At 68.0% G+C, this 24,760-nt stretch carries 22 protein-coding genes; 5 read left to right on the forward strand and 17 right to left on the reverse strand.

Features of this window, described 5'->3' with window-relative positions; all coding sequences use genetic code 11:
- Positions 1-2 precede the first annotated feature (2 nt).
- Genes ACIRA7_RS01215 through ACIRA7_RS01230 form a run of 4 tightly spaced genes read left to right on the forward strand, consistent with a single transcriptional unit; the run spans position 3 to position 4,891 of the window.
- Positions 3-2,462 (forward strand): glycosyltransferase, encoded by a 2,460-nt coding sequence (locus tag ACIRA7_RS01215; RefSeq protein WP_396218962.1) that lies wholly within the window; start codon positions 3-5, stop codon positions 2,460-2,462.
- A complete protein-coding gene (locus ACIRA7_RS01220) occupies positions 2,462-3,055 on the forward strand; it encodes a sugar transferase (RefSeq protein ID WP_396218994.1) in 594 nt (197 codons plus the stop codon). The genes ACIRA7_RS01215 and ACIRA7_RS01220 overlap by 1 nt, the downstream gene beginning before the upstream one ends.
- A complete protein-coding gene (locus ACIRA7_RS01225) occupies positions 3,055-3,726 on the forward strand; it encodes an acetyltransferase (protein ID WP_396218963.1) in 672 nt (223 codons plus the stop codon). The genes ACIRA7_RS01220 and ACIRA7_RS01225 overlap by 1 nt, the downstream gene beginning before the upstream one ends.
- Positions 3,719-4,891, forward strand: a complete 1,173-nt coding sequence (locus ACIRA7_RS01230) for a DegT/DnrJ/EryC1/StrS family aminotransferase (RefSeq protein ID WP_396218995.1) — start codon at positions 3,719-3,721, stop codon at positions 4,889-4,891. Before ACIRA7_RS01225 ends, ACIRA7_RS01230 begins: the two co-directional genes overlap by 8 nt.
- Positions 4,892-4,926: 35 nt before the next feature.
- Here the strand turns inward: ACIRA7_RS01230 and ACIRA7_RS01235 are convergent, their stop codons facing one another.
- From ACIRA7_RS01235 to ACIRA7_RS01305, 15 genes are all read right to left on the reverse strand, one after another.
- Positions 4,927-5,736, reverse strand: coding sequence for a hypothetical protein (locus ACIRA7_RS01235; RefSeq protein WP_396218964.1), 810 nt, complete (start codon positions 5,734-5,736; stop codon positions 4,927-4,929).
- A 341-nt stretch (positions 5,737-6,077) separates the two neighbouring features.
- The gene (locus ACIRA7_RS01240; protein ID WP_396218965.1) at positions 6,078-6,896 is read right to left on the reverse strand and encodes an SURF1 family protein; all 819 of its coding nucleotides are present in this window, start codon (positions 6,894-6,896) and stop codon (positions 6,078-6,080) included.
- Entirely contained in the window at positions 6,893-9,454 is a 2,562-nt protein-coding gene (gene glgB, locus ACIRA7_RS01245) for a 1,4-alpha-glucan branching protein GlgB (RefSeq protein WP_396218966.1), read from the reverse strand. The genes ACIRA7_RS01240 and glgB overlap by 4 nt, the downstream gene beginning before the upstream one ends.
- 31 nt (positions 9,455-9,485) lie before the next feature.
- Positions 9,486-10,361, reverse strand: a complete 876-nt coding sequence (locus tag ACIRA7_RS01250) for a DUF72 domain-containing protein (protein WP_396218967.1) — start codon at positions 10,359-10,361, stop codon at positions 9,486-9,488.
- Positions 10,330-11,868: a hypothetical protein gene (locus tag ACIRA7_RS01255; RefSeq protein WP_396218968.1), complete on the reverse strand. Its 1,539-nt coding sequence runs from the start codon at positions 11,866-11,868 to the stop codon at positions 10,330-10,332. The genes ACIRA7_RS01250 and ACIRA7_RS01255 overlap by 32 nt, the downstream gene beginning before the upstream one ends.
- Complete coding sequence (locus ACIRA7_RS01260) at positions 11,865-12,611, reverse strand: ABC transporter ATP-binding protein (protein WP_396218969.1); 747 nt, start codon at positions 12,609-12,611, stop codon at positions 11,865-11,867. The genes ACIRA7_RS01255 and ACIRA7_RS01260 overlap by 4 nt, the downstream gene beginning before the upstream one ends.
- A 1-nt stretch (position 12,612) precedes the next feature.
- The gene (locus tag ACIRA7_RS01265; RefSeq protein ID WP_396218970.1) at positions 12,613-13,839 is read right to left on the reverse strand and encodes an ABC transporter permease; all 1,227 of its coding nucleotides are present in this window, start codon (positions 13,837-13,839) and stop codon (positions 12,613-12,615) included.
- 3 nt (positions 13,840-13,842) lie between these two features.
- Positions 13,843-14,670: an ABC transporter permease gene (locus ACIRA7_RS01270; RefSeq protein ID WP_396218971.1), complete on the reverse strand. Its 828-nt coding sequence runs from the start codon at positions 14,668-14,670 to the stop codon at positions 13,843-13,845.
- A gap of 24 nt (positions 14,671-14,694) precedes the next feature.
- Positions 14,695-15,492, reverse strand: a complete 798-nt coding sequence (locus tag ACIRA7_RS01275; protein ID WP_396218972.1) for a metal-dependent transcriptional regulator — start codon at positions 15,490-15,492, stop codon at positions 14,695-14,697.
- 9 nt (positions 15,493-15,501) lie between these two features.
- The gene (locus ACIRA7_RS01280; RefSeq protein ID WP_396218973.1) at positions 15,502-15,954 is read right to left on the reverse strand and encodes a universal stress protein; all 453 of its coding nucleotides are present in this window, start codon (positions 15,952-15,954) and stop codon (positions 15,502-15,504) included.
- Positions 15,954-17,348, reverse strand: a complete 1,395-nt coding sequence (locus tag ACIRA7_RS01285) for an Nramp family divalent metal transporter (RefSeq protein ID WP_396218974.1) — start codon at positions 17,346-17,348, stop codon at positions 15,954-15,956. The genes ACIRA7_RS01280 and ACIRA7_RS01285 overlap by 1 nt, the downstream gene beginning before the upstream one ends.
- A 62-nt stretch (positions 17,349-17,410) precedes the next feature.
- The gene (locus tag ACIRA7_RS01290; RefSeq protein WP_396218996.1) at positions 17,411-19,162 is read right to left on the reverse strand and encodes a gamma-glutamyltransferase family protein; all 1,752 of its coding nucleotides are present in this window, start codon (positions 19,160-19,162) and stop codon (positions 17,411-17,413) included.
- 106 nt (positions 19,163-19,268) lie between these two features.
- Positions 19,269-19,919 (reverse strand): NUDIX hydrolase, encoded by a 651-nt coding sequence (locus ACIRA7_RS01295; protein ID WP_396218975.1) that lies wholly within the window; start codon positions 19,917-19,919, stop codon positions 19,269-19,271.
- Positions 19,886-20,242 (reverse strand): rhodanese-like domain-containing protein, encoded by a 357-nt coding sequence (locus tag ACIRA7_RS01300; RefSeq protein WP_396218976.1) that lies wholly within the window; start codon positions 20,240-20,242, stop codon positions 19,886-19,888. The genes ACIRA7_RS01295 and ACIRA7_RS01300 overlap by 34 nt, the downstream gene beginning before the upstream one ends.
- Positions 20,243-20,261: 19 nt before the next feature.
- The gene (locus ACIRA7_RS01305; RefSeq protein WP_396218977.1) at positions 20,262-21,134 is read right to left on the reverse strand and encodes an LD-carboxypeptidase; all 873 of its coding nucleotides are present in this window, start codon (positions 21,132-21,134) and stop codon (positions 20,262-20,264) included.
- 219 nt (positions 21,135-21,353) lie between these two features.
- Here ACIRA7_RS01305 and ACIRA7_RS01310 point away from each other — a divergent pair, with 219 nt between their 5' ends.
- Entirely contained in the window at positions 21,354-22,586 is a 1,233-nt protein-coding gene (locus tag ACIRA7_RS01310) for a glycosyltransferase (RefSeq protein WP_396218978.1), read from the forward strand.
- 16 nt (positions 22,587-22,602) lie between these two features.
- Here ACIRA7_RS01310 and ACIRA7_RS01315 read toward each other — a convergent pair whose 3' ends face one another.
- Both ACIRA7_RS01315 and chrA read right to left on the reverse strand, forming a co-directional pair.
- Complete coding sequence (locus ACIRA7_RS01315; protein WP_396218979.1) at positions 22,603-23,448, reverse strand: D-amino-acid transaminase; 846 nt, start codon at positions 23,446-23,448, stop codon at positions 22,603-22,605.
- 41 nt (positions 23,449-23,489) lie between these two features.
- On the reverse strand, positions 23,490-24,674 hold the full coding sequence (gene chrA / locus ACIRA7_RS01320) for a chromate efflux transporter (protein WP_396218980.1): 1,185 nt from the start codon (positions 24,672-24,674) through the stop codon (positions 23,490-23,492).
- Positions 24,675-24,760: the final 86 nt, after the last annotated feature.

The raw sequence follows: 24,760 nt of genomic DNA on the forward strand, positions 1-24,760 counted from the left end.
GCATGTCGATGTCCGCTGCGTCGCCCCGCGTCCTGCACATCATCACCGGTCTTGGAACCGGTGGTGCGGAGGCGAGCCTCGTCCGCGTGATCCGCGGTGCGGATGATCGGTCGCGCCACGTGGTCGTCTCGCTCACCACGCGTGGCACTCGCGCCGCGGAATTGGAGGCGATGGGCGTACGCGTGTGGGCGATCGGTCTCGCGCGTGGGCACGCGTCGTGGCAGGCGCTCCGTGACCTGCGGGCGATCGCGCGTGAGGCGCGTCCCGACGTCCTCCAGGGGTGGATGTATCACGCCAATCTCGCGGCATCGCTGCTGTCGATCACGAGCCGCGAGCGGTGGCCGGTCGTGTGGAACGTGCGACACGCGCTCGATGCATGGCAGGCGGAGCCACGGCGGCTGCGCTGGCTCGTGCGGCTCCTGGCGCACGCCTCGCACCACCCGCGCGCGGTGATTTACAACGCGTCACGCTCGGCGCGTCAACACGAGGCACGCGGCTACACGTCGTCGCGCACGGTGGTGATTCCGAACGGGGTCGATACCGAACGCTTCACGCCAGATGGAGGAAGCCGTGCCGCGACGCGGCTGGCCCTTGGGGTGCCGGTCGATGCCGTCGTGGTCGGCATGGCAGCTCGGGTGGATCCGCTCAAGGACCACGACACGTTTCTTCGCGTCGCCGCGCATCTCGCCGAGCGGAACGCGACGATCCGTTTCCTGTTGGTCGGTACGGGCACCGAGGCCGGGACGGCCATGGAGCCGACCGCCCTCGACGCGGCGATCGCGCAACGGGAGCGCGAGGTGCCGGCACTGGCCGGCCGCCTCGTGCGCTGCGGGGAGCGGCGCGATATGCCGGCGATCTACAACGCCTGTGACATCGTGATGCTCACGTCGCGCAGCGAAGGCAGCCCCAACGCCGTGGCCGAAGCGATGGCCTGCGGCGTGCCCTGCGTGGTCACCGACGTCGGTGATGCGGCGCACCTCGTTGGATCAACCGGTGAAGTGGCGCCGGTCGGCGATGTGGTCGCGCTGGCCGAGGCGGCGCTCCGCCTCGTGCACGACACGTCGCGGCGCGACGCATACGGGCGCGCGGCGACGGCGCGCATTCGGGCGCACTACGCGGTGCCACGGGAGTGTGACGCCTACGAAGCCGTCTGGATGGCGGCGCACGGGCGTGCGTCGTCCGGCGCGACCGCAGCACCACCGGCAACAGCACGGTCGGCACCACGGATGCTGGTCGTGACCACCGTCAGCGCCACGTTGGATGCGTTTCTGCGGCCGTACGCCGATCACTATCGCGCGCAAGGCTGGCAGGTGGACGCCCTGGCGGCGGGTGCGACCACGCACCCCGGGCTCGAGGCGCACTATGATCGCCGTTTCGACGCCGCATGGCAGCGCCGCATGGGCAGCGGGATGTCCGCGTGGCGTACCGCTGGCGCCCTGTGGCGCGCGTCGCAGCAGGTGCGCGCGATCGTGACCGCGGGCGGGTATGATCTCGTGCATGTGCACACGCCGATCGCCGCGTGGATCACGCGATTCGCGCTGCGGCATCGTGCGCCGACCACGCAAGTGATTTACACGGCGCACGGGTTTCACGCGTATCCCGGTGCCAACCGTGTACGGAACGCTCTGGTGTGCGCCGTGGAGCGCATGGCCGCCGCGTGGACCGACTACCTCGTGGTGATCAACGCCGATGACTTCGCGCTCGCCACGCGGGCTCGTCTGGCCCCAAACGGCCGGGTCGTGCATCACCCCGGCATCGGCGTCGACACCAGTCACTATCGGGTCGCCTCCGCCGTCGATCGGCGCGCCACGCGACAGGCGATGGGCTTCGACGCCGATCAGCCGCTGATCGCCGTGGTCGCGGAGTTCAACCGCAACAAGCGCCAGGTCGACGTGATCGAGGCGCTCGCGCTCCTCGCGACGCGGACGACGGTGGTGCCGACGGTCCTGTTCCTCGGCGACGGCCCGCGTCGGACGACCATCGAGGCGCTGGCCTTGGCACGTGGTGTGGCGCAGCACGTGCGGTTTCTCGGCCATCGTCGTGACGTGGCCGCCATCGTGGCCAGCGCGGATGCCCTGTTGCTGCCGTCGCAGCGCGAGGGGCTGCCGCGCTGCATCCTCGAGGCGATGGCCATGCAGGTGCCCGTCATCGCTTCGGATGCCCGCGGCTCTCGCGATCTGGTGGCGCAAGGACGCGGCACGAGCTACCCCACCGGCGATGTCGTGGCGCTCGCCAACGCGCTCGCCGATCTGCTGCAACGACCGTTGGACGCGCGCGCGCGCGCCGAGCGTGCCGCCGCGTGGATCGATCGCGAGGCGGCGCTGTCCCATCTGCTGGCGCGGCACGATGCGCTCTACCACGCTGCCCTGCGGGGCGCCGCTCCGTCGACCGCTCAAGCAACCGCCGAGCGCGTCGATGCCGACGCGCTTACCACCCGAACCCCTCGAGGACGGGCGGCATGATGATCAAGCGCGGTCTCGATATCGGCCTCGCGGCCACGGCCCTCGTGCTCGCGGCGCCGGTGCTGCTCCTCGTGGCCATCGCGGTGCGCGTGAACCTGGGAGGCCCCGTGCTGTTCCGGCAGCAACGTCCGGGACTGCACGGTCGCCCATTCACGATGGTGAAGTTCCGCACCATGCGCGATGCGCTCGGGCGCGATGGGCGTCCGTTGCCCGATGCCGATCGACTCACCCCGTTCGGCACCCTGCTTCGCTCCACGAGTCTCGATGAATTGCCGGAGCTCTGGAACGTGGTGCGCGGCGACATGTCGCTCGTTGGCCCACGCCCGCTGCTCATGGAGTATCTCGATCGGTACACCCCCGAACAGGCCCGTCGCCACGAGGTACGCCCCGGGGTGACCGGATGGGCGCAGGTGAACGGACGTAATGCGCTGTCGTGGGAGGAGCGGTTCCGTCTCGACGTCTGGTACGTGGAACATCGGTCGCTCCGACTCGACCTGCGGATTCTGCTGCGTACGCTTGCCCTCGTGCTGCGCCGCACCGGCGTCAGTGCACAGGGTGATGCCACAATGCCGGTTTTTCAGGGGAACGGCTGATGCGCGACATCGTGATCTACGGCGCGGGCGGTGCCGGCCGCGAGGTGGCGCAGCTCTTGGCCGACATCAACGCGCGAGAGCCCCAGTGGTCGGTGCTCGGCTTCCTCTCGGACGAGGTGGCGTCGCACGGCCGGATCGTCGGCGATCTGCCGGTTCTTGGCGGCAGTGAGTGGGTGCGCGCGCGCACGACACCGCTGGCGGTCGCCCTCGGCGTGGGCAGTCCCGCGCTGAAGCACCGGCTGGTGGAGCGGGTCCGTGGACCACTGGTTTCTTTCCCGATCCTCGTGCATCCGACCGTCTCGATGGGACGTCGCGTGTCGCTTGGCGAGGGCACGATCGTGTGCACGGCGACGGTCATCACTGTCGACATTCGCGTCGGTGCCTTCTGCATGATTAACCACGGCTGCACCATCACCCACGACGACGTGCTCGGTCATTACAGCACGCTGGCCCCTGGCGTGAACGTGAGCGGCAACGTGACGGTGGGAGATGGCGCGGATATCGGCACCGGCAGTCAGCTTGTACAGGGCGTGTCGATCGGTGCGTGGAGCATTGTGGGGGCCGGGGCGGTAGTGTGCCGCGATCTGCCGGCGAACGTGACGGCGGTCGGTGTACCGGCCAGAGTGATCAAAGAACGTCCATCGGGATGGCACCATGACGATCATGCATGAGCGTATCTATCTCTCGCCGCCGCACCTTGGCGAGCGTGAGGAACAGTTGGTGCTCGAGGCCTTCCGGACGAACTGGATTGCGCCCCTCGGGCCGCACGTGGACGCCTTCGAGCACGAGCTGTGCGCGTACACCGGCGCCCCGAACGCGGTGGCCCTGAGCTCCGGCACGGCAGCGCTGCATCTGGCGCTCGAGGCCCTCGGCATCGGGGCCGGCGACGAGGTGTGGGTGAGCACGCTGACCTTCGCCGCCTCGGTGTTTCCGCTGCGTTACGTAGGCGCGGTGCCGGTGTTCGTCGATGCGGACCATAGCTCGTGGAACATGGACCCGGCGCTCTTCGTGGACGCGTTGCACGACGCTGCGCGACGCAATGCGCTGCCGCGTGCCGTTGTGCTCGTGCATCTCTACGGGCAGTGCGCCGACGTGAAACCGATCGCCGAGGCCTGCGCGATGCACGGTGTGTTGCTGATCGAAGACGCCGCCGAGGCGCTGGGTGCGACCTACGATGGTCGCGCGGCCGGCACGTTCGGCGATATCGGCTTCTACTCGTTCAACGGCAACAAGATCATCACCACGTCGGGTGGCGGCATGCTGGTCACTCCGCACGCGCAGGTTGCGCAGCGCGTGCGCACGCTGGCCACGCAGGCGCGCGAACCGGTGCCACACTACGAGCACCGTCACGTGGGGTACAACTATCGACTCAGCAATGTGCTGGCTGGAATCGGCCGCGGGCAGCTGGAGCAACTCGAATCACGCGTCGCCGCACGGCGCGCGGTGTTCGCGCGCTACGACGCGAGTATCGGCGCGCTGCCGGGGCTGACCCTCATGCCGGAGGCCTCCTACGGGCGTAGCGGTATGCGCTCCACGCGCTGGCTCACCACACTCACCATCGACGCCGCGCAGTTCGGCGTCGACCATGAGACCGTGCGCGTGGCGCTCGAGGCGCAGCAGATCGAGGCGCGGCCGGTGTGGAAGCCGATGCATCAGCAACCGGTGTTCGCCGGATGTCGCGTGATCGGCGGCTCAGTGTCGGATGCGCTCTTCGCGACGGGATTGTGCCTGCCGAGTGGCTCCTCACTCACGCTTGCGCAGCAGCATCGGGTCATCGACGTGGTGCAGTCGTGTGCCGAGGCCGGACGAACGGAACTGACCAGCGCCGCCGCGTGATACCGCCACCCCGCTGAAGCGCGGGGGAACGCCGTTTACCAGTACAGGCCGAACGACTTGGTGCCGTTGCCGCTGAACACGAGCGCGGGACCGGGCAATCGCGCCGAGTGCAGGAAGTTCTTCACACGCACCCACGCCGGATGGTTGCCCGGCAGGCGCGCCGCATCCAGATCGAGCCCGACGACGTATTCGCTCGGCGTCGTGCCACCGAAGGCGCGGCGTCCGACCGACAGACGCACCGGCGCCGGCCACGCTTTCGCCGCCGTAGATGGCAGCAGGTCGTGCACACTGGCCGACAACCAAAGGGTCTGGTGGGCATACGCCACCAGCGCGCCATGCGGTCCGCGGGTGGTCTGGAAGGCCCGCGGCGCCATCGAGAACGACGGCGTGATCTTCTCGAGCACGGGGAGATACGCCTGCGCCACCGCATAGCCGACGCCCATGGCATCCACGCCGAGATCGACGACGCTGAATCCGTTGTAGTAGCCGTCGGTCACTTCCTTCATGGCACCGATGGCCAGCGCGACGCGGGCACCGTGCCACGCAGCCCGCACACGGCTGTCCCGATCAGCGCAGGTGGCACGCACCGACGTGCGCGCCAGGTGATAGGAACCGAGGGCATGCAGGTGCGAACTCGGATCGGCCACGATCGCCATCGGGGCGCGCTCGTCGGCCATCCGCCACGCGGTGGTGCGCGCCATGGACTGATACTCGAGACCGATGGCGAGGGCGCTCAGCGCCACGTGGCTGCCAAGCCGACCGGCCGAGGTGACGCTGGGACAGGCGGTGGACTGCGCAGCGGCCGACGGCGCGCCGAGCACCACGGCGGCGCCGACGACTGCCATGATCGCGCTACTCTTCGCCCAGCCCCGCGTCCGCATGCCGTCTCCACCTCGTGAGAGCCGGACCACATGACCGGCGTGCACGACAGCGAGTGCAACGGCTGTGCCCGCTTTCCTAAAAGAGCAGCTTTGTGATGCGCCTAACGCCGCGTCGTGTTGCCGCCATCGCCGCAGAGGAGATTCCGTAACGGCGGCTTGTGAATTCTCGTGATGCGGATGCCGGTGGTGTAACGGTGCCACGCTCACCGTCCATCGAGCCCGGCATGGCACGATCGCCACACCGGACGGCAGTTGTGGCATCCCCGCCACAACAGTCGTGGCAGGGCGTGTACAGCCGAGTTCGCTCAGTCGTTGGGCGGGGGCGCCGAGTTCTCACGCTGGGCATTGCCGAGACCACCCAAGTCGCGGTCCGAATCGTCGCCCCACGAGGTGCCGCCGGTCCGGCGCCCCGGCCCCCAGGTGAACGCGACGAAGCCCACCAGGAATACCGTCGCAAAGCCGAACCACTGCATGGCGTACGACTGGTGCGGTCCTTCCGACGGACTCGGCGGCGGAACCCGCGCGGCCTTTGCGATGTCGTACATGGCCGTGTCTCCCAGCGCCAGCAACAGGAAGGGCGCCAATGGGTGGCCTGTCAGTGTCGCGATAGTATCGCGATCAAGTAAGCGAACGGCGCGCGTGGCCGTCTGCATTTGCACCTTGCCTGGCGTGGGCGCGGGGAACGCGATCACGAGCGCATCGAGATCGAGCGTGTCGGACTCGCGCGCCTTGTCGCGGTCGAAGGTGCGTCCATCGGGCGAATAGACGAAGCCGCGCAGGACCAGCACCGCGGTATCGCCCCACGCCCCATCGAGCGGCCGCACGGGCGTCAGCAGGTGCACGCCCGGCGACCCGGCCTGCGAGCGGGTGGCGTGAACGACTTCGCTGGCGTAGTCGGCCACGCCGCGGATGTGCACACGACGCCAATGCGAGCTGGAGGTATCGACGCCCTGCAGGCGGGCGACGCTTACCACCGGCATCGTGCCGCGCGCCAGCACGATCGCGTTCTGCGCACGCCGCTGGGCGAGCCGGTCGAGCTGCCAAATGCCGAGCCGAATGCAGACGGCCGCCGCGAGCACCGTGAGCACACCGAACGCCAGCGTTTTGCTGCGGAGACCACTCATGTGGCGTTCGACGACGGGGCCTTCGGCGCCTTCGGAGCCTTCGGCTTCTCCACGACCTTCGGGGCCTTGGGCGTCACCGGGGCCTTCGGCGTCACCGGGGCCTTCGGCACCTTCGGCTGCTCCACGACCCTCGACTGCTCCACGACCTTCGGGACCTTCGGCGCCTTCGGGACCTTCGGCGCCTTCGGCACCTTCGGCACCTTCGGCACCTTCGGCACCTTCGGGACCTTCGGCGCCTTCGGGGCCTTCGGGGCCTTCGGGGCCTTCGCGGCCTTCGCCGGCTCGGTCCCGCGTGTACGCGAGCCGAGCGGCGGCGTATCACGCGCCACGCGCTCGGACACCACCTCGACCACCGCTCGCGCGTCCCCCGGCTCGGCCGGCAACAGCACCATCATGCTCAGCGGAGGTAACGACACCGTGACCGACTGGGGGAAGCCGTGATACGGCACTGCCTCCGCCTCGACGACGTCGGCCACCGCGTACCCGCTGCCGCCGAACGCGGTCGCGTCGGAGTTGAGCACGACGTGATATGTACCCATCGCCGGCGCGCCCAGCCGATACGCGTCGCGCGGCACCGGCGTGAGGTTGAGCAGCACCATCGCATGCGTGGACCCATCGTACCGCGCGTACGACAGCACCGACTGCTCCTTGTCGGACACGTCGATCCAACCGAAGCCCGAGGGCTCGTGGTCGCGCCGCCAGAAGCAGGAATGCTGACGGTACAGGGCGCCGAGCGACTCCATGAACGCCATCAGCCCCTGCCGACGGGCGTCGCCCATCAGGTGCCACTCGAGACTGACGTCGTGATTCCACTCATGATGCGACGCGAGCTCCGTGCCCATGAAGAACAGCGACTTACCGGGGCGCGTGACCGAGTAGCCGATGAGCGCGCGCAGATTGGCGAAGCGCTGCCACACATCGCCGGGCATCTTTTCCAGCAACGATTGCTTGAGGTGCACGACTTCATCGTGCGACAGCGGATTCATGAATCGTTCGCTGTACTCGTACATCATGGCGAACGTAAGCTTGTCGTGCGCTCCCTTGCGGAAGAAGGGATCGATCTTGAAGTAGTCGAGCGTGTCGTGCATCCACCCCATGTTCCACTTCAGCGTGAAGCCCAGTCCTCCCTCGCTGACAGGGTGCGTGACCTTCGGCCACGACGTGCTCTCCTCGGCCACCGTGATGACGCCGGGGTGTAACGAATGGACCGCGTGATTGAGCTGCTTGAGGAACGACACGGCGTCGAGATTCTCGCGCCCGCCGAAACGGTTGCGAAGCCACTGTCCCGCTTCGCGTCCGTAGTCGAGATACAGCATCGAGGCTACCGCATCGACCCGCAGTCCATCGATGTGAAACGCCTCGATCCAGTAGAGCGCGTTGGCCAGCAGGAAGTTGCGGACTTCGGGGCGCGCATAGTTGAAGATGTGCGTGCCCCACTCGGGGTGATCGCCGAGCCGCGGATCCTCGTGCTCGTAGCAGGCCGTGCCGTCGAAGCGGCGTAAGGCCCAATCGTCCTTCGGGAAATGCGCCGGGACCCAATCCAGCAGGACCCCGATCCCCTCCTCGTGCATCGTGTCCACGAACGCGCGGAAGTCATCGGGTGCGCCGTGTCGCGAGGTGGGCGCGAAGTAGCCGCCCACTTGGTATCCCCACGAGCCGCCGAACGGATGCTCGAGCACAGGCAGCAGCTCGACGTGCGTGAACCCCATGCGCTTCACATGCTCAGCCAGTCGTGGCGCGAGTTCGCGATATGTCAGCAGGCGATTGTGTTCACCCCGCATCCACGATGCCAGGTGCACCTCGTACACGAGCATCGGTTCGCGCAGGGGATCAGCGTCCGCGCGCCGGGCCAGCCAAGCGCCGTCCGTCCAGTCGAACGTGCCGCGTGCCTGCACGATGGAGGCGTGCCCTGGGCCAGGCTCCATCTTGAACGCGTACGGATCCGTCTTCACGCGCAGCGCTCCACTGGGCGACCGGATCTCGAACTTATACAGCGCGTCCGCCCCCACACCGGGCACGAACAGTTCGAACACGCCGCTGGCGCCGAGCCGACGCATGGGATGCGCACGTCCATCCCAGCCGTTGAAGGCGCCGATCACGGCCACCCGGGTGGCGTTCGGCGCCCACACCGCGAACGACGTGCCAGCCACCCCGTCGATCTCGCAGACGTGCGCCCCCAGCTTCTCCCACAGGCGCAGATGACGACCCTCATTGAAGAGATGGAGATCCATCTCGCCGAGCGTGGGCGGAAAGCGGTATGGATCGTCGCGCCGCACCACGCGTCCATCATCGAAGGTGATCTCGAGGCGATACGGCAACGGGACCGCCCGATCGCTCAGGAACAACGCGAACACCCCGTGCTCATCGCGCGTCATCGGCCAGCGCTGCTCACCGAGCACCACGGCGATCGACGCCGCATCGGGCTGGAACGCGCGAATCACCACCCCGTCCACTCCATCGAGGGAGAACGGATGCGCACCCAGCAGGTCGTGCGGGAAGGCGGATTCGCCGAGAACGAGCCGCAGCGCGGCGTCGGCTGATGCAGTCGGCACAGTCATGGGTGAAGTATATCCCCCAAGGTGGTACAGGTCAGAAGAACGAGGGCTGATCCCCGATCACCCGCGGGTCCACGGGCGGCACGCCGAGCCGCTCCTGCAACATGCGCACCGAGGCCGGTCCGTGTCCGGCGAAATGGTTGTTCACGAATCCGAACACGTCCCGCACCTGCGCCTGCAGCACCGGAATCATGCGGCTCCAAGCGTCGAGCTCGGCACTTCGGTCCACCTGCAGCCGCGAATAGTCGACGATCGCCCGGTCGGGACCCATCCAGCGCAGGTAGGCGAAATCGGCCGTCGGCTGCTCACACAGCTTGAGCAGCCATTCCCGTGGAATCCATCGGCCATCGCTGAGCGCCAGGGCCACGCCGTGGCGCTTGAGCAGGGCCAACGTCCGCTTGCGTACCCAGGAAGCCTGACGGAATTCCACCGCGAACCGAAGATCGGTTGGCAGCGCCGGCAGAAAGGCGGCGAAGGCATCGATTTCCGCGGGCGAGAAATCAGGGCCGCATTGAATCAGGATGGGTCCGAGCCGCGGCCCCAGCTCGCGCATACGATCGGTGAAGGCGTGCAACACATCGACCGCATCCACGAAGCGGCGCTCATGCGTGATTTCCTGCGGGAGCTTGCAGGTGAAGGTGAACTCGGGCGGTGTGCGGGAAGCCCAGCCGCGCACCGTACTCACCGGCGGGATCGCGTAGAACGTGGAGTCGATCTCCACGGCGTCGAAGGCGCGCGTGAAGGTGCGGAGAAAATCGATCGGACGCGTCCCGTCGGTATAGAACGGCCCCACCCACGCCGGATAGTTCCAGCCTTGCGTACCCAACCGCAGCCGTGCGCTCACGTGCTCGCCGCCGGCCAGCGCCGCGGGCGCGCCGTCATCGATAGGTCTCGAAGAAGCCGCGTCCACGCCCGCTGAGGACGCGACCGCGGACGCGGCCTTCGAGCCGCGCCTCACCGGCCATCTGCACAAACCACGGCGCGCGCAGCGCCCGCGCCGCCTCACTGTCACCCCGGTCCACCAACCCGATCCGCGTATCGGTGGCCACCGCATCATCGACGGTCAGCGTGAGCCGCAGTGAATCGTCGCCGCGCACGTCGAGCAGTTCCGCCGTCGCGGGTACCTGCAGCACGCCCTGAGCCGTTCGGACAACGCGCGCATCGTCGTAGCGAATCACGCGCGGCCGGAAGAGCGCCAGAAAACCCTGCGCGTCGGCGACATAGACGAACAGCGGCGCGTTCCCGCCGGCCGTGGCACTCGCCGAGTCTTCCGGCGTAACGCGGCCATACAACAACGTGTACTCGCCGGCGCGGGCGGATCCCCATTCCCAGGTAACGCCGCGCCATCCCCCCCAGTTGTGATCGTGATACGCCTGCGCGCCGTCGAACTGCTCGCACACGCGGGCCACACACAGCGACCCCGAGGCGTCGGCGCGCAACGCGGGCACGGCATACCCCGACGTGAAGTCGCCGCTCACCAGCGTGGCCCCGGGGAAGTCCACCCGCGGCGCGGGCGATACGACCAGGTCGAGCGTGAGCGGTGTGCCGGTCCCTTCTTCGCGCACGTCGGCACGAACGGCGTACCGCCCGTCGGGCAGCACGCGCACACTGTCGCGGCCGATCGTGAGATTCGCATCGCGTGTGGAGAAGCGCACCAGCTCCTTCGCAATCGTGCGGCTGAAGCGGCGCGGGGCACGGCCGCGCTCGTGCAACGTGACGAGCACCTGCCCGCCCCATTGGTCGCCCGTCACATCGCCGCCCACGATGAACGACACGAAGGCCCAGCGATTCGCGTCGGGGGAGATCACGTTGAAGTAGTGCCACTCGCCCCACGATTGACGATTCGCCATCTCCGCGCTCGGCAGGTGGAAGTGATCGATATCGTGGCGAAGCTCGGCCGGCGTCGGTGTCATCCATCGGCGATCGCCGTCGTCATCGTCCCATGCACCGCGTACCACGGTGGGCAGTGCGCCGAGCGTGCGCGTAGCCGACGGAATCTCGCCGCTGGCCCGCACGGGATGTTCGACGCCATCGGCGGTGGTGACGTACAGCAGCTTGCCCTCGAGTTGCGGAGCCGCCACGGTCACCACATCGCTGAGCCTCGGCGCATTCAGCACTTGGCGGTGCACGAATCGCGCATTGGGCACCGAGAAGAACAAGCCGCCCAGGCCACCAGTTGTGAGCACCTCGATATCGATGCCCTCGGGCAACACTGTGATCGTACCGCCACCCACCAAGCGCTCCTGGCTCGCCTGCCGCACCATGGCTTCACCCACCGCCAGCAGCACGATCATCACGCCCACGCCAACACCGAAGCCGCCGCACAGCAGCAGCGCGCGAAGTGGCCGAGACGACACCGAGCGCCACGCCAGCAGTTGTGCCATGGCCAACCGGATCGCGCCGGCGTTGGTGCTCACGCACCACTCCGGGTATCGCGCGAGGAATCCGAGGCCACGCGGCCATCATGCAAGCGGATCACCCGCTGCGCAGCCTGCGCCACGACGGCATCGTGCGTCACGAACACCAGCGTGCGTCCATCGCGATGCAATTGCCCGAACAGCTCCAACAGCCGCACACCCGTTTCGGCATCGAGTTCACCGGTGGGTTCGTCGGCCAAGAGCAAGGCCGGCTCGTTCGACAGCGCGCGCGCGATGGCAACGCGCTGCTGCTCACCGCCCGACAGCTGCGTAGGGCGGTGATCGAGCCGATCGCCAAGACCGACGTAACCCAGCAGCTCACGGGCTCTGGCCTTGCGCACGCGCTTGTCCATGCCCGCTTCGGCGAGCGGGAGTTCGACGTTCTCCGAAGCCGACAGGGTGGGCATGAGATAGAACCGCTGAAACACGAACCCGATGTGCCGCAAGCGGAAATCGGTGGCCTCACGATCGGACAGCGAGGCGGTGTCGCGTCCGTTCACCAGCACGCGACCCGTGGTGGGGACGTCCACGGCGCCGAGCAGATGCAGCAGCGTGCTCTTACCGCACCCGGACGGCCCGGTGATGGCCGCAAACTCGCCGCGCGCGATGGTGAGATCGATACCGCGCACCGCCTGCACGATCGCGCTACCCATGGGGTAGCTGCGCACGACCTGCTCGCAGGCGATCACGGCGTCGCGGCTCGATCCGGGAGAGACACCAACGTCAGCCCGAGGTGCAGTCACGTTATCCAATGGCTTCCTCGCGCAAGGCGCGAGCGATGGGGATGGAGGCGGCGCGCCATGCTGGCAGCAGTCCGGCCAGCGTTCCTGAGGTGAGCAACAACACCAGCGCGCGCCATCCGGCGTCCGGGCTCCACACGAAGAAGTCGAACGCCGAGGGCAGTCCCGGGAAGTCGCGCAGAATGCCGTTCAGCCATTCGGCCGTGACCAAGCCCAGCGCGAGGCCACCAACAATGCCGGCGCTGGTCAACAGCAGCCCTTCCAGGAACACCTGGTGCAGCACACCGATGCGCTGCGTACCGATGGCCCGCAGCACGGCGATCTCACCACGTCGTTCGTTCACCGACAACGTGACGAGCGTGGCAACCAGCAGGAAGCCGATACCGAGGCTGATGGCGCCGAGCACGAACGCCAACTGTCGGAAATAGGAGAGCCGTTCCTCCACCTGACGGATCGCTGTTTCCGTGGAGATCGCCGTGACGCGGGGCTGCGTGGTGGCAATCCATGCGCGCACCGCCTCCACCGAGGCGGAATCGCCGCGACGCGACTCGGCCATCGCCAGCGACATGCGGTCGCGAAAGCTCGGGCCAAGCAGCTGCCGCAGCAGCGCCAGATCGAGCGCCAGGACCGGCGTCTCACCGGGTACGTAGATGAAACGCCCGATGCCGCCGATGACCACACGGCTGGAACGTGCGGCGGTGCGCAACTGCGCATCGAGCCCCGACGAGATCGTGAGCGTGTCACCAATCGCGTGGCCGGCGCGGGTGAGAAAGGTCTGACTGACCACGATCCGTGGCAGCGGCGCCAGCGTTCCGCCATCGGCCACCGAATCGGTGGGGGTGACGTCGGTGCCGGCTTCCAGCGTGTAGTCCCCCTGCACGTCACGTTCGAGCCCGAGCGCGAACGCCGACGGAATCCGGCTGTCGTCGATGGTGAGCGTGGCGCCCAGCGTGGGGCTGACCGCCTTCACATCGGGATTGGCGCGCAGGGCCCGCACGATCGCGCCGGCACCATCGATGGTGGCTTCGCTGTCGAAGGGCAACGTACCCTTGGGCGACACGCGCAGCTGATAGCCGCGCGTGAGCAGCAGCGAACGGAATGACTCGCTCATACCGGTGGCCAGCATCACCATGTCCAGCAGCAACGCCGCCGCGACGGCGATGCCGAGCATGGCCAGCGTGGTGCGCGCCGGATGTCGACGCAGCGTGGCCCCGGCCATCATGAATCGCATCGATCAGCGCCCCATCAGCGACAGCGGCGACGACTTCACCAATCGCCAGCCAGCGGCAGCCCCTGAGCCGATACCAAGGATCAGCGACAGCCCCGTCGCGAACGCGAAGATCTGTGGCGTGAGCAGCGCGAACACCAGCGGCGTGCGATACAGCTGCTGGAAGTGCGCGTTCACGAGCAATGAGGCGATCCACCCGATGCCGGCACCCAGCAGACTCCCGATGAGCGATACGATGGCGGCCTCGATCACGATGGCACGCACCACCGTAGCGCGGGAGATGCCCATCAGCCGGAGCGCCGCGATGTCCCGTCGGCGCTCTTCCACGCTGAGCAGCAGCAGACAGAGCAGGAACACCGCACTGGCCACCACGGTGATGATCCCGATGGCCGTGTGAAATCGCTCGACCACGCGAAAGGTGCGCGAGCTCTGCACCGCCACGTCGCGCGACTTGTGCGCGCGGAATCCGAAGGCGACATGGTTGATGCGCACCAAGGCTGAGTCGATCGACTGGCCGGCGCGTGTGCCGACGGCGAAGCGGTCCACCCGATCGTCGAGGGCCAGCAACTGCTGCAGCTGATCGAGGTGCAGTCGCACCCGGTACTCGCGACGCGCCACCTCGGCCGGATCGGCCTTGCGCTCGTAGATCGCGGCGATCGTGGCGCTGTCCCCCGGCTCGCCGGGGCGTGCCGAGATGCGGACCCGCGTGCCGACCGTCAGGCCGAGATCCTCGGCCATGCGCGCGTCGACGGCGATGCCGCGTTGCGCGCGCATCGGTGTCACGGCGGAGGCGACCGCTATGACCGCGATGACGACCCGGAACACCAAGCTCACCGGCGAACGCTCACCGGCGACAGCTCACCGCGGAGGCGACTTGCGCGACTTCGACTTGGGTGCGGCAGCGGACGGACGTGAACCAGAAGAGGCAGGAGCATTTGCAGAGCGTGGACCAGAAGAGGGCATCGCTTCTACCAATACCTGAGCGGCCAGATTGGGTCCCACCACCGGTTCGTTCGTGCCGATGCGCAAGGTGAGCGGCCCATCGAAGGGCGCGCGCGACACCATCGTGACCTCGGCGCCTGGCTGCAGGGCGATCTCCGCGAGATACCGCAACAGTGACGGATTCTTGTCGCTCACGCGCAGCATGCGCGCCGTTTCCCCCACCGGCAACTCGCCGAGGGTGCGATGCGGCTGCTCGACCACGATGCCGTCGACGGTTGGGATCGGCGCCCCATGCGGATCGGCGGTGGGATGCCCCAGCGCCGCCGCCATGCGCTCGATGAGATCGTCGGACGCGGCGTGCTCGAGGCGCTCTGCTTCGTCGTGCACCCGATCCCAGGGGTACCCCAGCACCCCGGTGAGATACGACTCCAGGATGCGATGACGCCGAATTGTACGAAGCGCAGCCTGCCGTCCACGCGGCGTGAGTTGCACGCCGCGGTACGGCACGTGATCGAGGTAGCCCTGCGTGGCCAGCCGACGCACCATCCCGGTCACCGACGCTGGCGCCACGTCGAGCGCGTTGGCCAGATCACTGGTGGCGGCGGCGCCGAACCGGCTCTCCAGCTCGTAGATGGCCTTGAGGTAGTCCTCAACCGGCTCAGTAAGTGCCGGCGGCGAAACCGCCGTGGACGAAGCAGCGTCGGGCGCGTTCACGACCGACGATCAGCGCGCGACGACGCGAGCGGGACCCCCAACGGGCCCCCGGACCATGAGCACGGGCACCATGGTGCGGTGGCGCACGCTGTTGGCCGTCGTGCCGTAGATCACGTCCTGGATACCCTTGTGGCCGTGCACCGCCATCGCGATCAGGTCGCACTGCTCGCGATCGGCGGCTGCCACGATCTCGCCAGCCGGATCACCGCCGGCAAGAATGGACTCCGTCTCGAAGCCGTCCTCGCGCAGCGAGGCGCAGCAGGCTTCGATGTACTCGCGATCCAGCCGCATCTCTTCCGATTCCCGCAGCTTGAGCGAGCGCTGGTTGCGCGCCGCCCAGCCGTCGGCGACGTGAATCAGCACGAGGGAGGACGTGCAGAGCTGCGCCAGCTGCCGCACATGCGCGAGGATGACCTGGTCGTACGCGGAGTGCTCGAGCGGTACGAGAATGCGTCGATACATCAGGCGATCCACCCGCGAATGGTTTGGACCAGCAACCAGCAATTCAAGGAGGCGATCACCCCAGCCACGACGTACGCCGCGATGCGCAGCCCCATCGAGTTCACGAACTCACCCATCTTTTCGCGGTCGGAAGTGAAGCGCACCAGCGGGAACACGGCGAACGACAGCTGCAGCGAGAGAATGACCTGACTGAAGATCAGCAGCTTGGCGGTGCCGCTCTCCCCGTAAAGTACCGCCACGATCGCCGCCGGCACGATGGCGATCGCCCGCGTGAGCAGCCGGCGCAGCCACGGACGGATCCGGAGATTGAGAAATCCTTCCATCACGATCTGCCCGGCCAGCGTGCCGGTCAGCGTGGAATTCTGCCCGGAGGCCAGCAAGGCCAACGCGAACACGGCGCTCGCTCCCGTGACCCCCAACAGCGGCGTGAGCAGCTTGTAGGCGTCCTGAATCTCGGCGACGTCGGTGTTCCCGCTGGTGTGGAACGTCGCGGCCGCCACGATCAGAATGGCCGCGTTGATGAAGAGCGCGAAGCTGAGCGCGATGGTGGAGTCGAGGAAGGCAAACCGCACCGCCTCACGCTTGCCTTCCGCGGTCTCCTCGTACTTGCGCGTCTGCACGATCGAGGAGTGCAGGTACAGGTTGTGCGGCATCACGGTGGCGCCGAGGATGCCGATCGCGATGTACAGCATCTCCGGGTTGGTGAAGATCTGCGACGTCGGGATGAATCCCCGCGCCACGGCGCCCAGGTCCGGCTTCGCGATGAACAGCTCGAAGAGGAAGCATCCGCCCACCACCGCAATCAGCGCGATCACGAGCGCTTCCAGCATGCGGAAGCCCTTGTTCTGCAAATACAGGACGATCAACACGTCGACCGCCGTGATCGCGATGCCCACCGGGAGCGTGATTCCGAAGAGCAGATTGAGCGCGATGGCGGTGCCGATCACCTCGGCCAGATCACAGGCAGCGATGGCGATCTCGCACATCACCCACAAGGCGAAGGCGACGGTTCGCGAATAGTGATCGCGACAGGCCTGGGCGAGGTCGCGACCGGTGACGATCCCGAGCTTGGAGGCCAGTCCCTGCAGCAGTACCGCCATCAGGTTCGACAGCAGGATGACCGATAGCAGCGTGTAGCCGAATCGGGAGCCCCCGGCGAGATCGGTCGCCCAGTTGCCCGGGTCCATGTACCCCACGGCCACCAGATAACCCGGGCCGGCAAAGGCCACCATTTTCCGGAACCACGTGGCGCCGTTCACGTCGACGGAGCGGTGTACTTCGGCCAACGAGGGCGCCAAGCGCGCCCGACGCCAGCCGGGCTCCGGGGTGGGGGACGCCGTGAGGCTCGCCTCGTGGTCCGTGGTGACACCCGAGTTGGTATTCGTCGCAGCCATACCTACAATTTAGGTGCACCTAACTTTTGCACAAGGCGCTGACCCTTGGGCCTATCGCGGCGCTACCAGCCGGCCGCGGTCCCGTCGCGCCGCGGGTCGGCCACGCCGATCCGCTTGCCGTCTTTGCGCACGAAGATCGCGTGCACGCCACCAAAGCTGATGTCGCGTACGCGGCTGGCCGGCGAGTAGCCGCGCGTGACGAGTGCCTGATACACGCTCGTGGAAAACCCCGGCTCCACTTCCACTTCTTTCGTGTTGTCGCTGGCGTGGATGCGCGGCGCCGAGAGGGCGACCGCCGGGTCTTCGCCAAACGCGAGCATCCGAATCGTGACCTGCGTGATCGCCGGCTGGATGTACTGCGAGCCGGCGGCGCCGACCACGAGACGCACCGTGGTCCCGTCGAGAATGAGCGTCGGTGACATCGTGGAATTGGCGTAGCGGTTCGTGCCACGCGTCTTGGCGTCGAAGTTGTTGCCGGCCGAGTTCAGGAAGAAGCCGTCGGTGTACACGCCCGAGCCGAAGAGTACGCCAACGGTCGTGGTGGCCGACACGGCGCTGCCGTCGCCGTCCACCACGGCCAGGTGCGACGTGAAGCTCTGCCCCTCGTTCTCCGTCGTCGGTTCGCGCGGAGCGCCGCCGACGCGTCCGGAACGGACGCCGGCGGTCAGGACCGTCGACGCCGGATACGGATTGAACGTGCCGCAGTTCCCCGGCGCGGCGAGCGTGTCGAACGCCCACGGACTGCCGGCCATCGTTGTATCGGGGAGCGGGCCGCCCACGAGTCCGGCCCGCGACCGCGCAAAGCCCGGATGCACCACGCCATGCGCCGGCACGCGCTGCACCGCCGGGTCACCACGATACTCGCTGGCGTCGGCATCACCGAGGCGCATGATGTCGGCGAGCTTCGCGACCGCTGCGCCGTTCTCCGTGAACGACCCGGCGTCAGCCACGCCGGCCGCATCGGCCATCTGCAACATCTCCAACACCGACGCGCCCCCCATCGGCGGCGGTGCGCCCAGCAGCGTATAGCCCCGCCACATCGTGCAAAGCGGGCGCATCGGCGTCACGAAATACGTGTTCATGTCGCGCACGGTGATCAACCCGCCCTGCGCCTTCACCTTGGCCGCCAGCCGCTCGGCGATGCCGCCGGTGTAGAACACCGTGGCGCCTTCTGCCGAGATGCGCTGCAGCGTGGCCGCCAACTCCGGCTGGACGAGGCGATCGCCCGGACGCAGGGCCTCGCCATGCGGCATGAACCGCGCCGCCGCCAGCGAGTCGGCCATCATCTTGTCGCGCGACGACACGATGGTACGGGCCAGCAGCGGAGAGACGATGAACCCATCGCGCGCCAACGCGATCGCCGGCGCCATCACCTGCGCGCGCGTGAGCTTGCCCCACTTGGCATGCGCGTCGAGCACGCCAGCTACCATGCCGGGAGTGGCGGCGGCACGTCCCGGACGGCGGCCACGCGACGTGTCCGCGCGTGCCCACGCCGCGTCTTCACCAGCCCGCGGATAGAACGACAGATGCTCGACCGTCTTCGTCTTCGCATTGAAGTAGGTCATCGCGCCGCCGCCACCGAGTCCGGTTTGGGACACGTCGGTGACCGAGAGCGCGAACGCGGTGGCGGCAAACGCGTCAACGGCATTGCCACCCTGCGCGAGCATCGCCGCCCCGGCGGCGGCGGCATCGGGATGCGAAGCGGCGACCATGCCGCGGTCGCTCTCGACGCGCTTCCCCGACATCGGCGCAACCGCGGTAGCCGACGGGCGCATGCACCCGGTGGCCATGACGCCGGAGCAGAGGCTGGCCATGGTGGCCACGGTGCGAGCAGAACGGGGAACGGCGAAACGCGTAGGCAACGTCAGGCTCTCTGGTGTGATACGGGTGGGTGTGGCACGGGTGCGTGCAGCGGTATCGCTATGGCGTCACGAGGGCGAGCAACTGACGCACGATGCGTTCGGTAAGCCCCCACACGATATGCTCCTCGACGCGAAAGGCCGGAAAGCTGGCGCGGGTGCCGTTGATGTCCACCACATACTCGGCCTTCGAGCTCTCATGCTGCAAGCGCGCCAGCGGCACCCAGAACGTCGCCGCCACCTCGTCGCTGGGGGTGAGCGCGACATCGGGCTCGACAATCGCCACGAAGGGGCGGATGATGATCGGCGGGAGTGTGCGACTGCGCGGTTCGAGGTCATCGAGGCGTCCCAGCAGGCGCCCACGCGTGAGATCGAGGGCGAGTTCTTCCTGCGTTTCCCGGATGGCGGTGACTTCGAGCGACGCGTCTCCGGGTTCGAGGCGACCGCCGGGGAACGCCATGTGGCCGCTCCACGGATCACGCTCCAACTCCGCCCGCTTGATGAACAGCAATTCGGGCTCCCCGTCGACCACGCGCAATACGGCCGACACCGCGGCAAGCCGCGACTGAGCGGCAGGGTGCGCATCCACGGGGACGCGGCTCGCCAAGCGCATCACGAGCCGCGACATGTCGGAATGCGCCAACGCCTGCTGCATGAGCACCTCGCGCGCCGCGTAGCTCAGTCGACCACCGCGCCACCAGAGGCGACCCAATCGCGGAAGCCACCGGCCATCGAGGCCACGTTCGTGTAGCCCATCTCGTGCAGGGTGCGGGCCGACAGCGCGGAGCGGTTGCCGCTGGCACACATGAGCACGACTTGCGCATCACGAGGCACGCGCGATTCAATCTGGCTCTCGAGCACGCCACGACCGATGTACTGTGCCGGCGCCGCGTGGCCCAGATTCCATTCGTTCTGTTCGCGGATGTCGATGAGCACGACCGGCTCACCGGCCGCGAGGCGGTCCTGCACCTCGCGCGCGGTGACTTCGGCGATGCTCGCCTTCGCTTCGGCGATGAGTTGCTGTGCGGTCTTCATATGCGGGCCCGGTGGAGAGTCAGTGAGAACGCGAAACAGCCGTGATCAGAACGGACAACGTACGCGCATCGGCATCGAGGGTCGCGATCGCACCGAACGGCACCGTCCACTGATCTGAAATATGTCCAACCGGAATGCCCTGCAGCGTGGGAACCTGTAACGCGTCGGCCAGTTCGGTCACGATCGCCTCGATCGTGCGCGTGCCGTCGTCGCTGGTATCGGGGCAATCGGTGCAGTGCCCGAAGGCCACGCCAACGCAGCCGTCGAAGGCCCCCGCCAGCCGCAGTTGGGTGAGCATGCGATCGAGGCGATACGTGGCCTCGCCGACGTCTTCGAGCACCACAATGGCGTCGCGACAATCGACCGCCCACGGCGTGCCGCACAGCGACGATACCAGCGCCAGGTTGCCACCGACCAGACGGCCGGTCGCGCGTCCGCCGCGCACAATGCGCGCATCGGGGGCCTCGCCACAGCTGTCCGTACCCTGTTGCAGCGCGCGCACGAGAGAGTCGCGAGAGAAGGCGGAGAGGGGCGCCCTCGCGGTGGGCCCGTGGTAGCTCACGAGGCCGGCGTGCTGCCACGCCGCGTGCAGCGCGGTGATGTCGGAATAGCCGAGCAACGCCTTGGGGTGACGCTGCAGGAGTTCGACCGTGAGCCGCGGCAGCAGACGCGCCGCGCCGTAGCCTCCCCGAAGACACCAGATCCCGTCGATGCGGTCGTCCTGCAACGCGTCGACCAGATCGTCGCCACGCTGCGCGTCGTCGCCCGCGAAATAGCCGGTTCGGCGCAGGGCATGCGGCCCCACCTGCACCTCCCACCCCAGCGACTCGGCCGTCGCCACAGCCCGCTCGAGCTCGTGAGGGCCCTGGAGCGGTCCGGAGGGCGAGATCATCGCGACCCGGGCACCGGCCGTCAGCCGTGGCGGCACCCGCCGGGCGCCCGCGCCCTGCGCATCACGAGGATCCCCCTCGGAATGAACGGAAGTACCAGCCGCCGCGACCATGTGTCAACGTATCGGCCGCGACTCGAGGCAGCAACGGAACGGCCCAGACTCGTCACGATGCGCGCACCGCTAGTGCCGCTGAGCGGCCCGCGAGGTAGCATTCTGTGAATGATGCTGAGCGTGTTCTCGGGGCTGCCATTGATTTCGCCGCTGGGCGCCGCCTCGGCGGCCCTCGCCGCCGCACCGTGGGTGACCGCACCCCTCGTCTTGGCCGCACGGCTCCGAAGTACGCCCCGCCTCGATGACATCGACCCCGCGGCGACGATCGCCGCGCCCACGCCTCGCGTGAGTATCGTGCTCCCCGCGCGCAACGAAGCGGTGCACATCGCGGCCTGCATCCGCAGCATCCGCGCCTCGACCTGGCCCGACCTCGAGCTCGTGGTGGTGGACGATCACTCCACTGACGGCACGGGCGCGCTGGCGCACGAGGCCGCCGCGGGCGACCCGAGGGTGAAGATCGTGGACGCCCCCGACTTGCCGGCCGGCTGGTTCGGCAAGCAGTGGGCCTGTCAGTCGGGCGCCGCCCACGCCACGGGTTCGCTGCTGCTCCTCACCGACGCCGACACGCGCCACGCCCCTGACCTCGTGGGGCGCATGGTGCGTATGCGCGAGCGGCGGGGGGCGGAACTGCTCTCGGTAGCCGGACACCAGGAGATGGGCACCGTATGGGAGCGCGCGGTGCAGCCGTCGGTGTTCACCCTGATTCTCACGCGCTACGGTGGAGCGGATGCAATCGAGCGGGCCACCAACCCGCGGGACGTCGTAGCCAACGGGCAGTGTTTCATGATGTCGCGGCGCGTGTACGACGCCATCGGCGGCCACGAGGCCGTGCGCGGGTACGTGGCGGAAGACGTCATGATGGCACAGGCGATTCAGGCGCGTGGCGATCGGGTGTCGCTGGCGCTCGGCATCGGTCAGCTCAGCACACGGATGTACGACGGCCTCGGCAGCCTCATGAAGGGCTGGGGCAAGAACATGTACGCCGGTGGGCGACATGCCATGTGGTGGGGCGCGATCGGCCAGCGGCTGTATCCGCTGTTCCTGCTGTCGTTTCCGCTCGGGGTGCTGATGCCGTTCGTAGCCCTGGTGTGGTGCGCTGTGGCGATGGCGACCGGCGGCGCGGTGATCGGCGCGGTGAGTGCGGCGCTTCTGCTGTGGAGCGCCCTCACCAGTGCGGCCATTCTGGTGTCGTTCGCGCTGGCGAACTGGCTCAATGGTGATCCGATTCGCCGCGCGCTCCTGGCCCCGCTGGGCGGGGCGATCGTGCTGGCGATCTGCGTGTCGGCGATCGCGCGCGGCAACAACGTGCGCTGGAAAGACCGCGGCTACGTGTCGAAGTAAAGCGCACCGCGCCCCCCTACCGCGTGAGCCGCTCCGCCCGCTCGATATAGGCTTCGCGGAGTCGCTGCGCGATCGGGCCGGGCGCGCCGGCGCCTACGGTGTGCGTATCGATCGTGGTGACCGGCAAAATGAAGCTGGTCGCACTGCTCATGAAGCATTCGTCGGCCGCCTGTGCCTGCTCGACGGTGAAGGCCCGTTCGCGCACCGGCACCCCGATCGCATGCGCGAGCTCGAGCACCACGTCGCGCGTGATGCCGGCGAGAATGTCGCTCGACAGCGGCCGCGTTTGCACCACGCCGTCGTTCACGATCCAGAGGTTGCTCGAGCCACCTTCGGTCACGAGGCCATCCTCGTGCATCATCGCCTCGAACGCACCACCGGCGCGCGCCGCCTGCTTGGCGAGCACCTGCGCCAGCATGCTGGTGCTCTTGATGTCGCACCGCGTCCAGCGCATGTCCGGCACCGCGAGCAGTCGCACCCCCGCGGCGTTCGGATCGGCGCGCAACCGCTTCGGCCGCGCGAACGCGAACATCGTGGGCGTCACCTGCGCCGGAAACGGAAAGTCGCGCTCGGCCACGCCGCGCGTGACTTGCAGGTACACCAGCCCTTCGTCGATGCCATTGTCGGTGGCCAGCTGCTGCATCGCACCGAGCCACGCGGCCGCCGGCTGCGTATTCGGGATGCCGATGGCGGCGAGCGAGCGCGCCAACCGCACGAGATGCCGGTCGGCGTCCAGCAACCTGCCGTTCAGCACGGCCGCCACTTCGTACACACCGTCGCCGAATAGCAGGCCACGATCGAAGATGGACACGTGCGCGTCCTGTTCCGCGACGAAAGATCCGTTGAGCCAGCAAACGGTCATGGGAAGGCGTGCGAGTGAGGAAAGATGAGACTGGCGAGAACTCAGTGCAGCGCGCGCAGCAGGCCAACACACGCGCCGGCCAGCAGCACCCAGCCACTGCCGATGCGCGTGAACACGAGCACGGCCGAGGCTCCGCTCAAGATAGCCAGAGCGACCGGATCGGGGGCAATGTGGCGCGCCATGACGAGGATCACCGAGGCCATCAGGGCCAGCGACGCGGCGTTTACACCATCGAGCGCCGCCGACCAGCGCCGGGAGCCGCGCAGCCTCGCCACGTAGGGCGCGGTGAGGGCCACGCCCACGAAGGCGGGGAGGAAGATGCCGGCCGTGGCGGCCGCCGCACCGGCATGTCCGGCGATGAGATAGCCTACGAAGGTGGCCGCCGAAAAGACGGGACCCGGCGTGACCTGTCCCACGGCGATGGCATCGAGGAGCTGGGCATCGGTGAGTACGGCGTGCCGCAGCACGAACTCGCCGCGCAGAAAGGTGAGCAGCACGTAGCCGCTGCCGAAGAGCACGCTCCCGATCTTCGCGAACGACAGGAAGACGGCAGGCGCGCTCATGGCTACGCTGATCGGCGCGTTGATGGCGGTGGCGGCCGCTGCGCCGAGGGCCGCGAGTGGGCGATGGTCGGTATCGATGTCGTCGTGGATGCGGACGCGCGCCATCACGACCGAGGCGAGGAGCGCCAGCACCAGGACCATGACTTCCGAGACACCGGCGAGCACCGCGACGACGCTCGCCGCGGCCACCAGCGCGGCCCAGCGCGAGCGCACCAGACTCGCGCGCAATCGCCATAGCGCCTGTACGACCACCGCCAGCACCACCGGTTGCAGCCCGGCGAGGATCGCCGAAACATCCAGGCGGGAGCCGCCGTGCACGTACGCGATCGCGAGAACCCACACGAGCACGACCGCGGGCACGATGAACGACACGCCGGCCGCGATGAGCCCAGGCCATCCGGCGCGACGATAGCCGATGTGAATCGCGAGTTCGGTGGAGTTGGGACCCGGAATCAGATTCGAAGCACCGACGAGATCGACGAAGTCGTCGCGGCTGATCCACTGCCGACGCTTCACGATCTCGTCTTCCATCGCGGCGATGTGCGCGGCCGGTCCGCCAAACGCCGTGAGGCCCAGTCGCCCGAACACGCGCGCGACTTCGGGCCAGGATCCGGCGTCGGCGCGGGGTGCGACGTAAGGCGACGGGTCAGTCGAACTGGGCATCCCGCAAGGTGCCGAACGCGCCTGCGCTCCGAAAGCACCGCCGGCGCACTTCGGGTGACACACGTTCGCACCAGTGATCCCATTGT

Origin of the sequence: Gemmatimonas sp., from assembly GCF_044376735.1 — a bacterium.
GTDB lineage: Bacteria > Gemmatimonadota > Gemmatimonadetes > Gemmatimonadales > Gemmatimonadaceae > Gemmatimonas.

Bases quoted from the DNA above. Each gene is read 5' to 3' on its own strand.
- ACIRA7_RS01215 (WP_396218962.1), top strand. From the start codon at position 3: ATGTCGATGTCCGCTGCGTCGCCCCGCGTCCTGCACATCATCACCGGT.
- ACIRA7_RS01220 (WP_396218994.1), top strand. From the start codon at position 2,462: ATGATCAAGCGCGGTCTCGATATCGGCCTCGCGGCCACGGCCCTCGTG.
- ACIRA7_RS01225 (WP_396218963.1), top strand. From the start codon at position 3,055: ATGCGCGACATCGTGATCTACGGCGCGGGCGGTGCCGGCCGCGAGGTG.
- ACIRA7_RS01230 (WP_396218995.1), top strand. From the start codon at position 3,719: ATGCATGAGCGTATCTATCTCTCGCCGCCGCACCTTGGCGAGCGTGAG.
- ACIRA7_RS01235 (WP_396218964.1), bottom strand. From the start codon at position 5,736: ATGGCAGTCGTCGGCGCCGCCGTGGTGCTCGGCGCGCCGTCGGCCGCT.
- ACIRA7_RS01240 (WP_396218965.1), bottom strand. From the start codon at position 6,896: ATGAGTGGTCTCCGCAGCAAAACGCTGGCGTTCGGTGTGCTCACGGTG.
- glgB (WP_396218966.1), bottom strand. From the start codon at position 9,454: ATGACTGTGCCGACTGCATCAGCCGACGCCGCGCTGCGGCTCGTTCTC.
- ACIRA7_RS01265 (WP_396218970.1), bottom strand. From the start codon at position 13,839: ATGCGATTCATGATGGCCGGGGCCACGCTGCGTCGACATCCGGCGCGC.
- ACIRA7_RS01280 (WP_396218973.1), bottom strand. From the start codon at position 15,954: ATGTATCGACGCATTCTCGTACCGCTCGAGCACTCCGCGTACGACCAG.
- ACIRA7_RS01285 (WP_396218974.1), bottom strand. From the start codon at position 17,348: ATGGCTGCGACGAATACCAACTCGGGTGTCACCACGGACCACGAGGCG.
- ACIRA7_RS01290 (WP_396218996.1), bottom strand. From the start codon at position 19,162: ATGGCCAGCCTCTGCTCCGGCGTCATGGCCACCGGGTGCATGCGCCCG.
- ACIRA7_RS01300 (WP_396218976.1), bottom strand. From the start codon at position 20,242: ATGAAGACCGCACAGCAACTCATCGCCGAAGCGAAGGCGAGCATCGCC.
- ACIRA7_RS01305 (WP_396218977.1), bottom strand. From the start codon at position 21,134: ATGATCTCGCCCTCCGGACCGCTCCAGGGCCCTCACGAGCTCGAGCGG.
- ACIRA7_RS01310 (WP_396218978.1), top strand. From the start codon at position 21,354: ATGATGCTGAGCGTGTTCTCGGGGCTGCCATTGATTTCGCCGCTGGGC.
- ACIRA7_RS01315 (WP_396218979.1), bottom strand. From the start codon at position 23,448: ATGACCGTTTGCTGGCTCAACGGATCTTTCGTCGCGGAACAGGACGCG.
- chrA (WP_396218980.1), bottom strand. From the start codon at position 24,674: ATGCCCAGTTCGACTGACCCGTCGCCTTACGTCGCACCCCGCGCCGAC.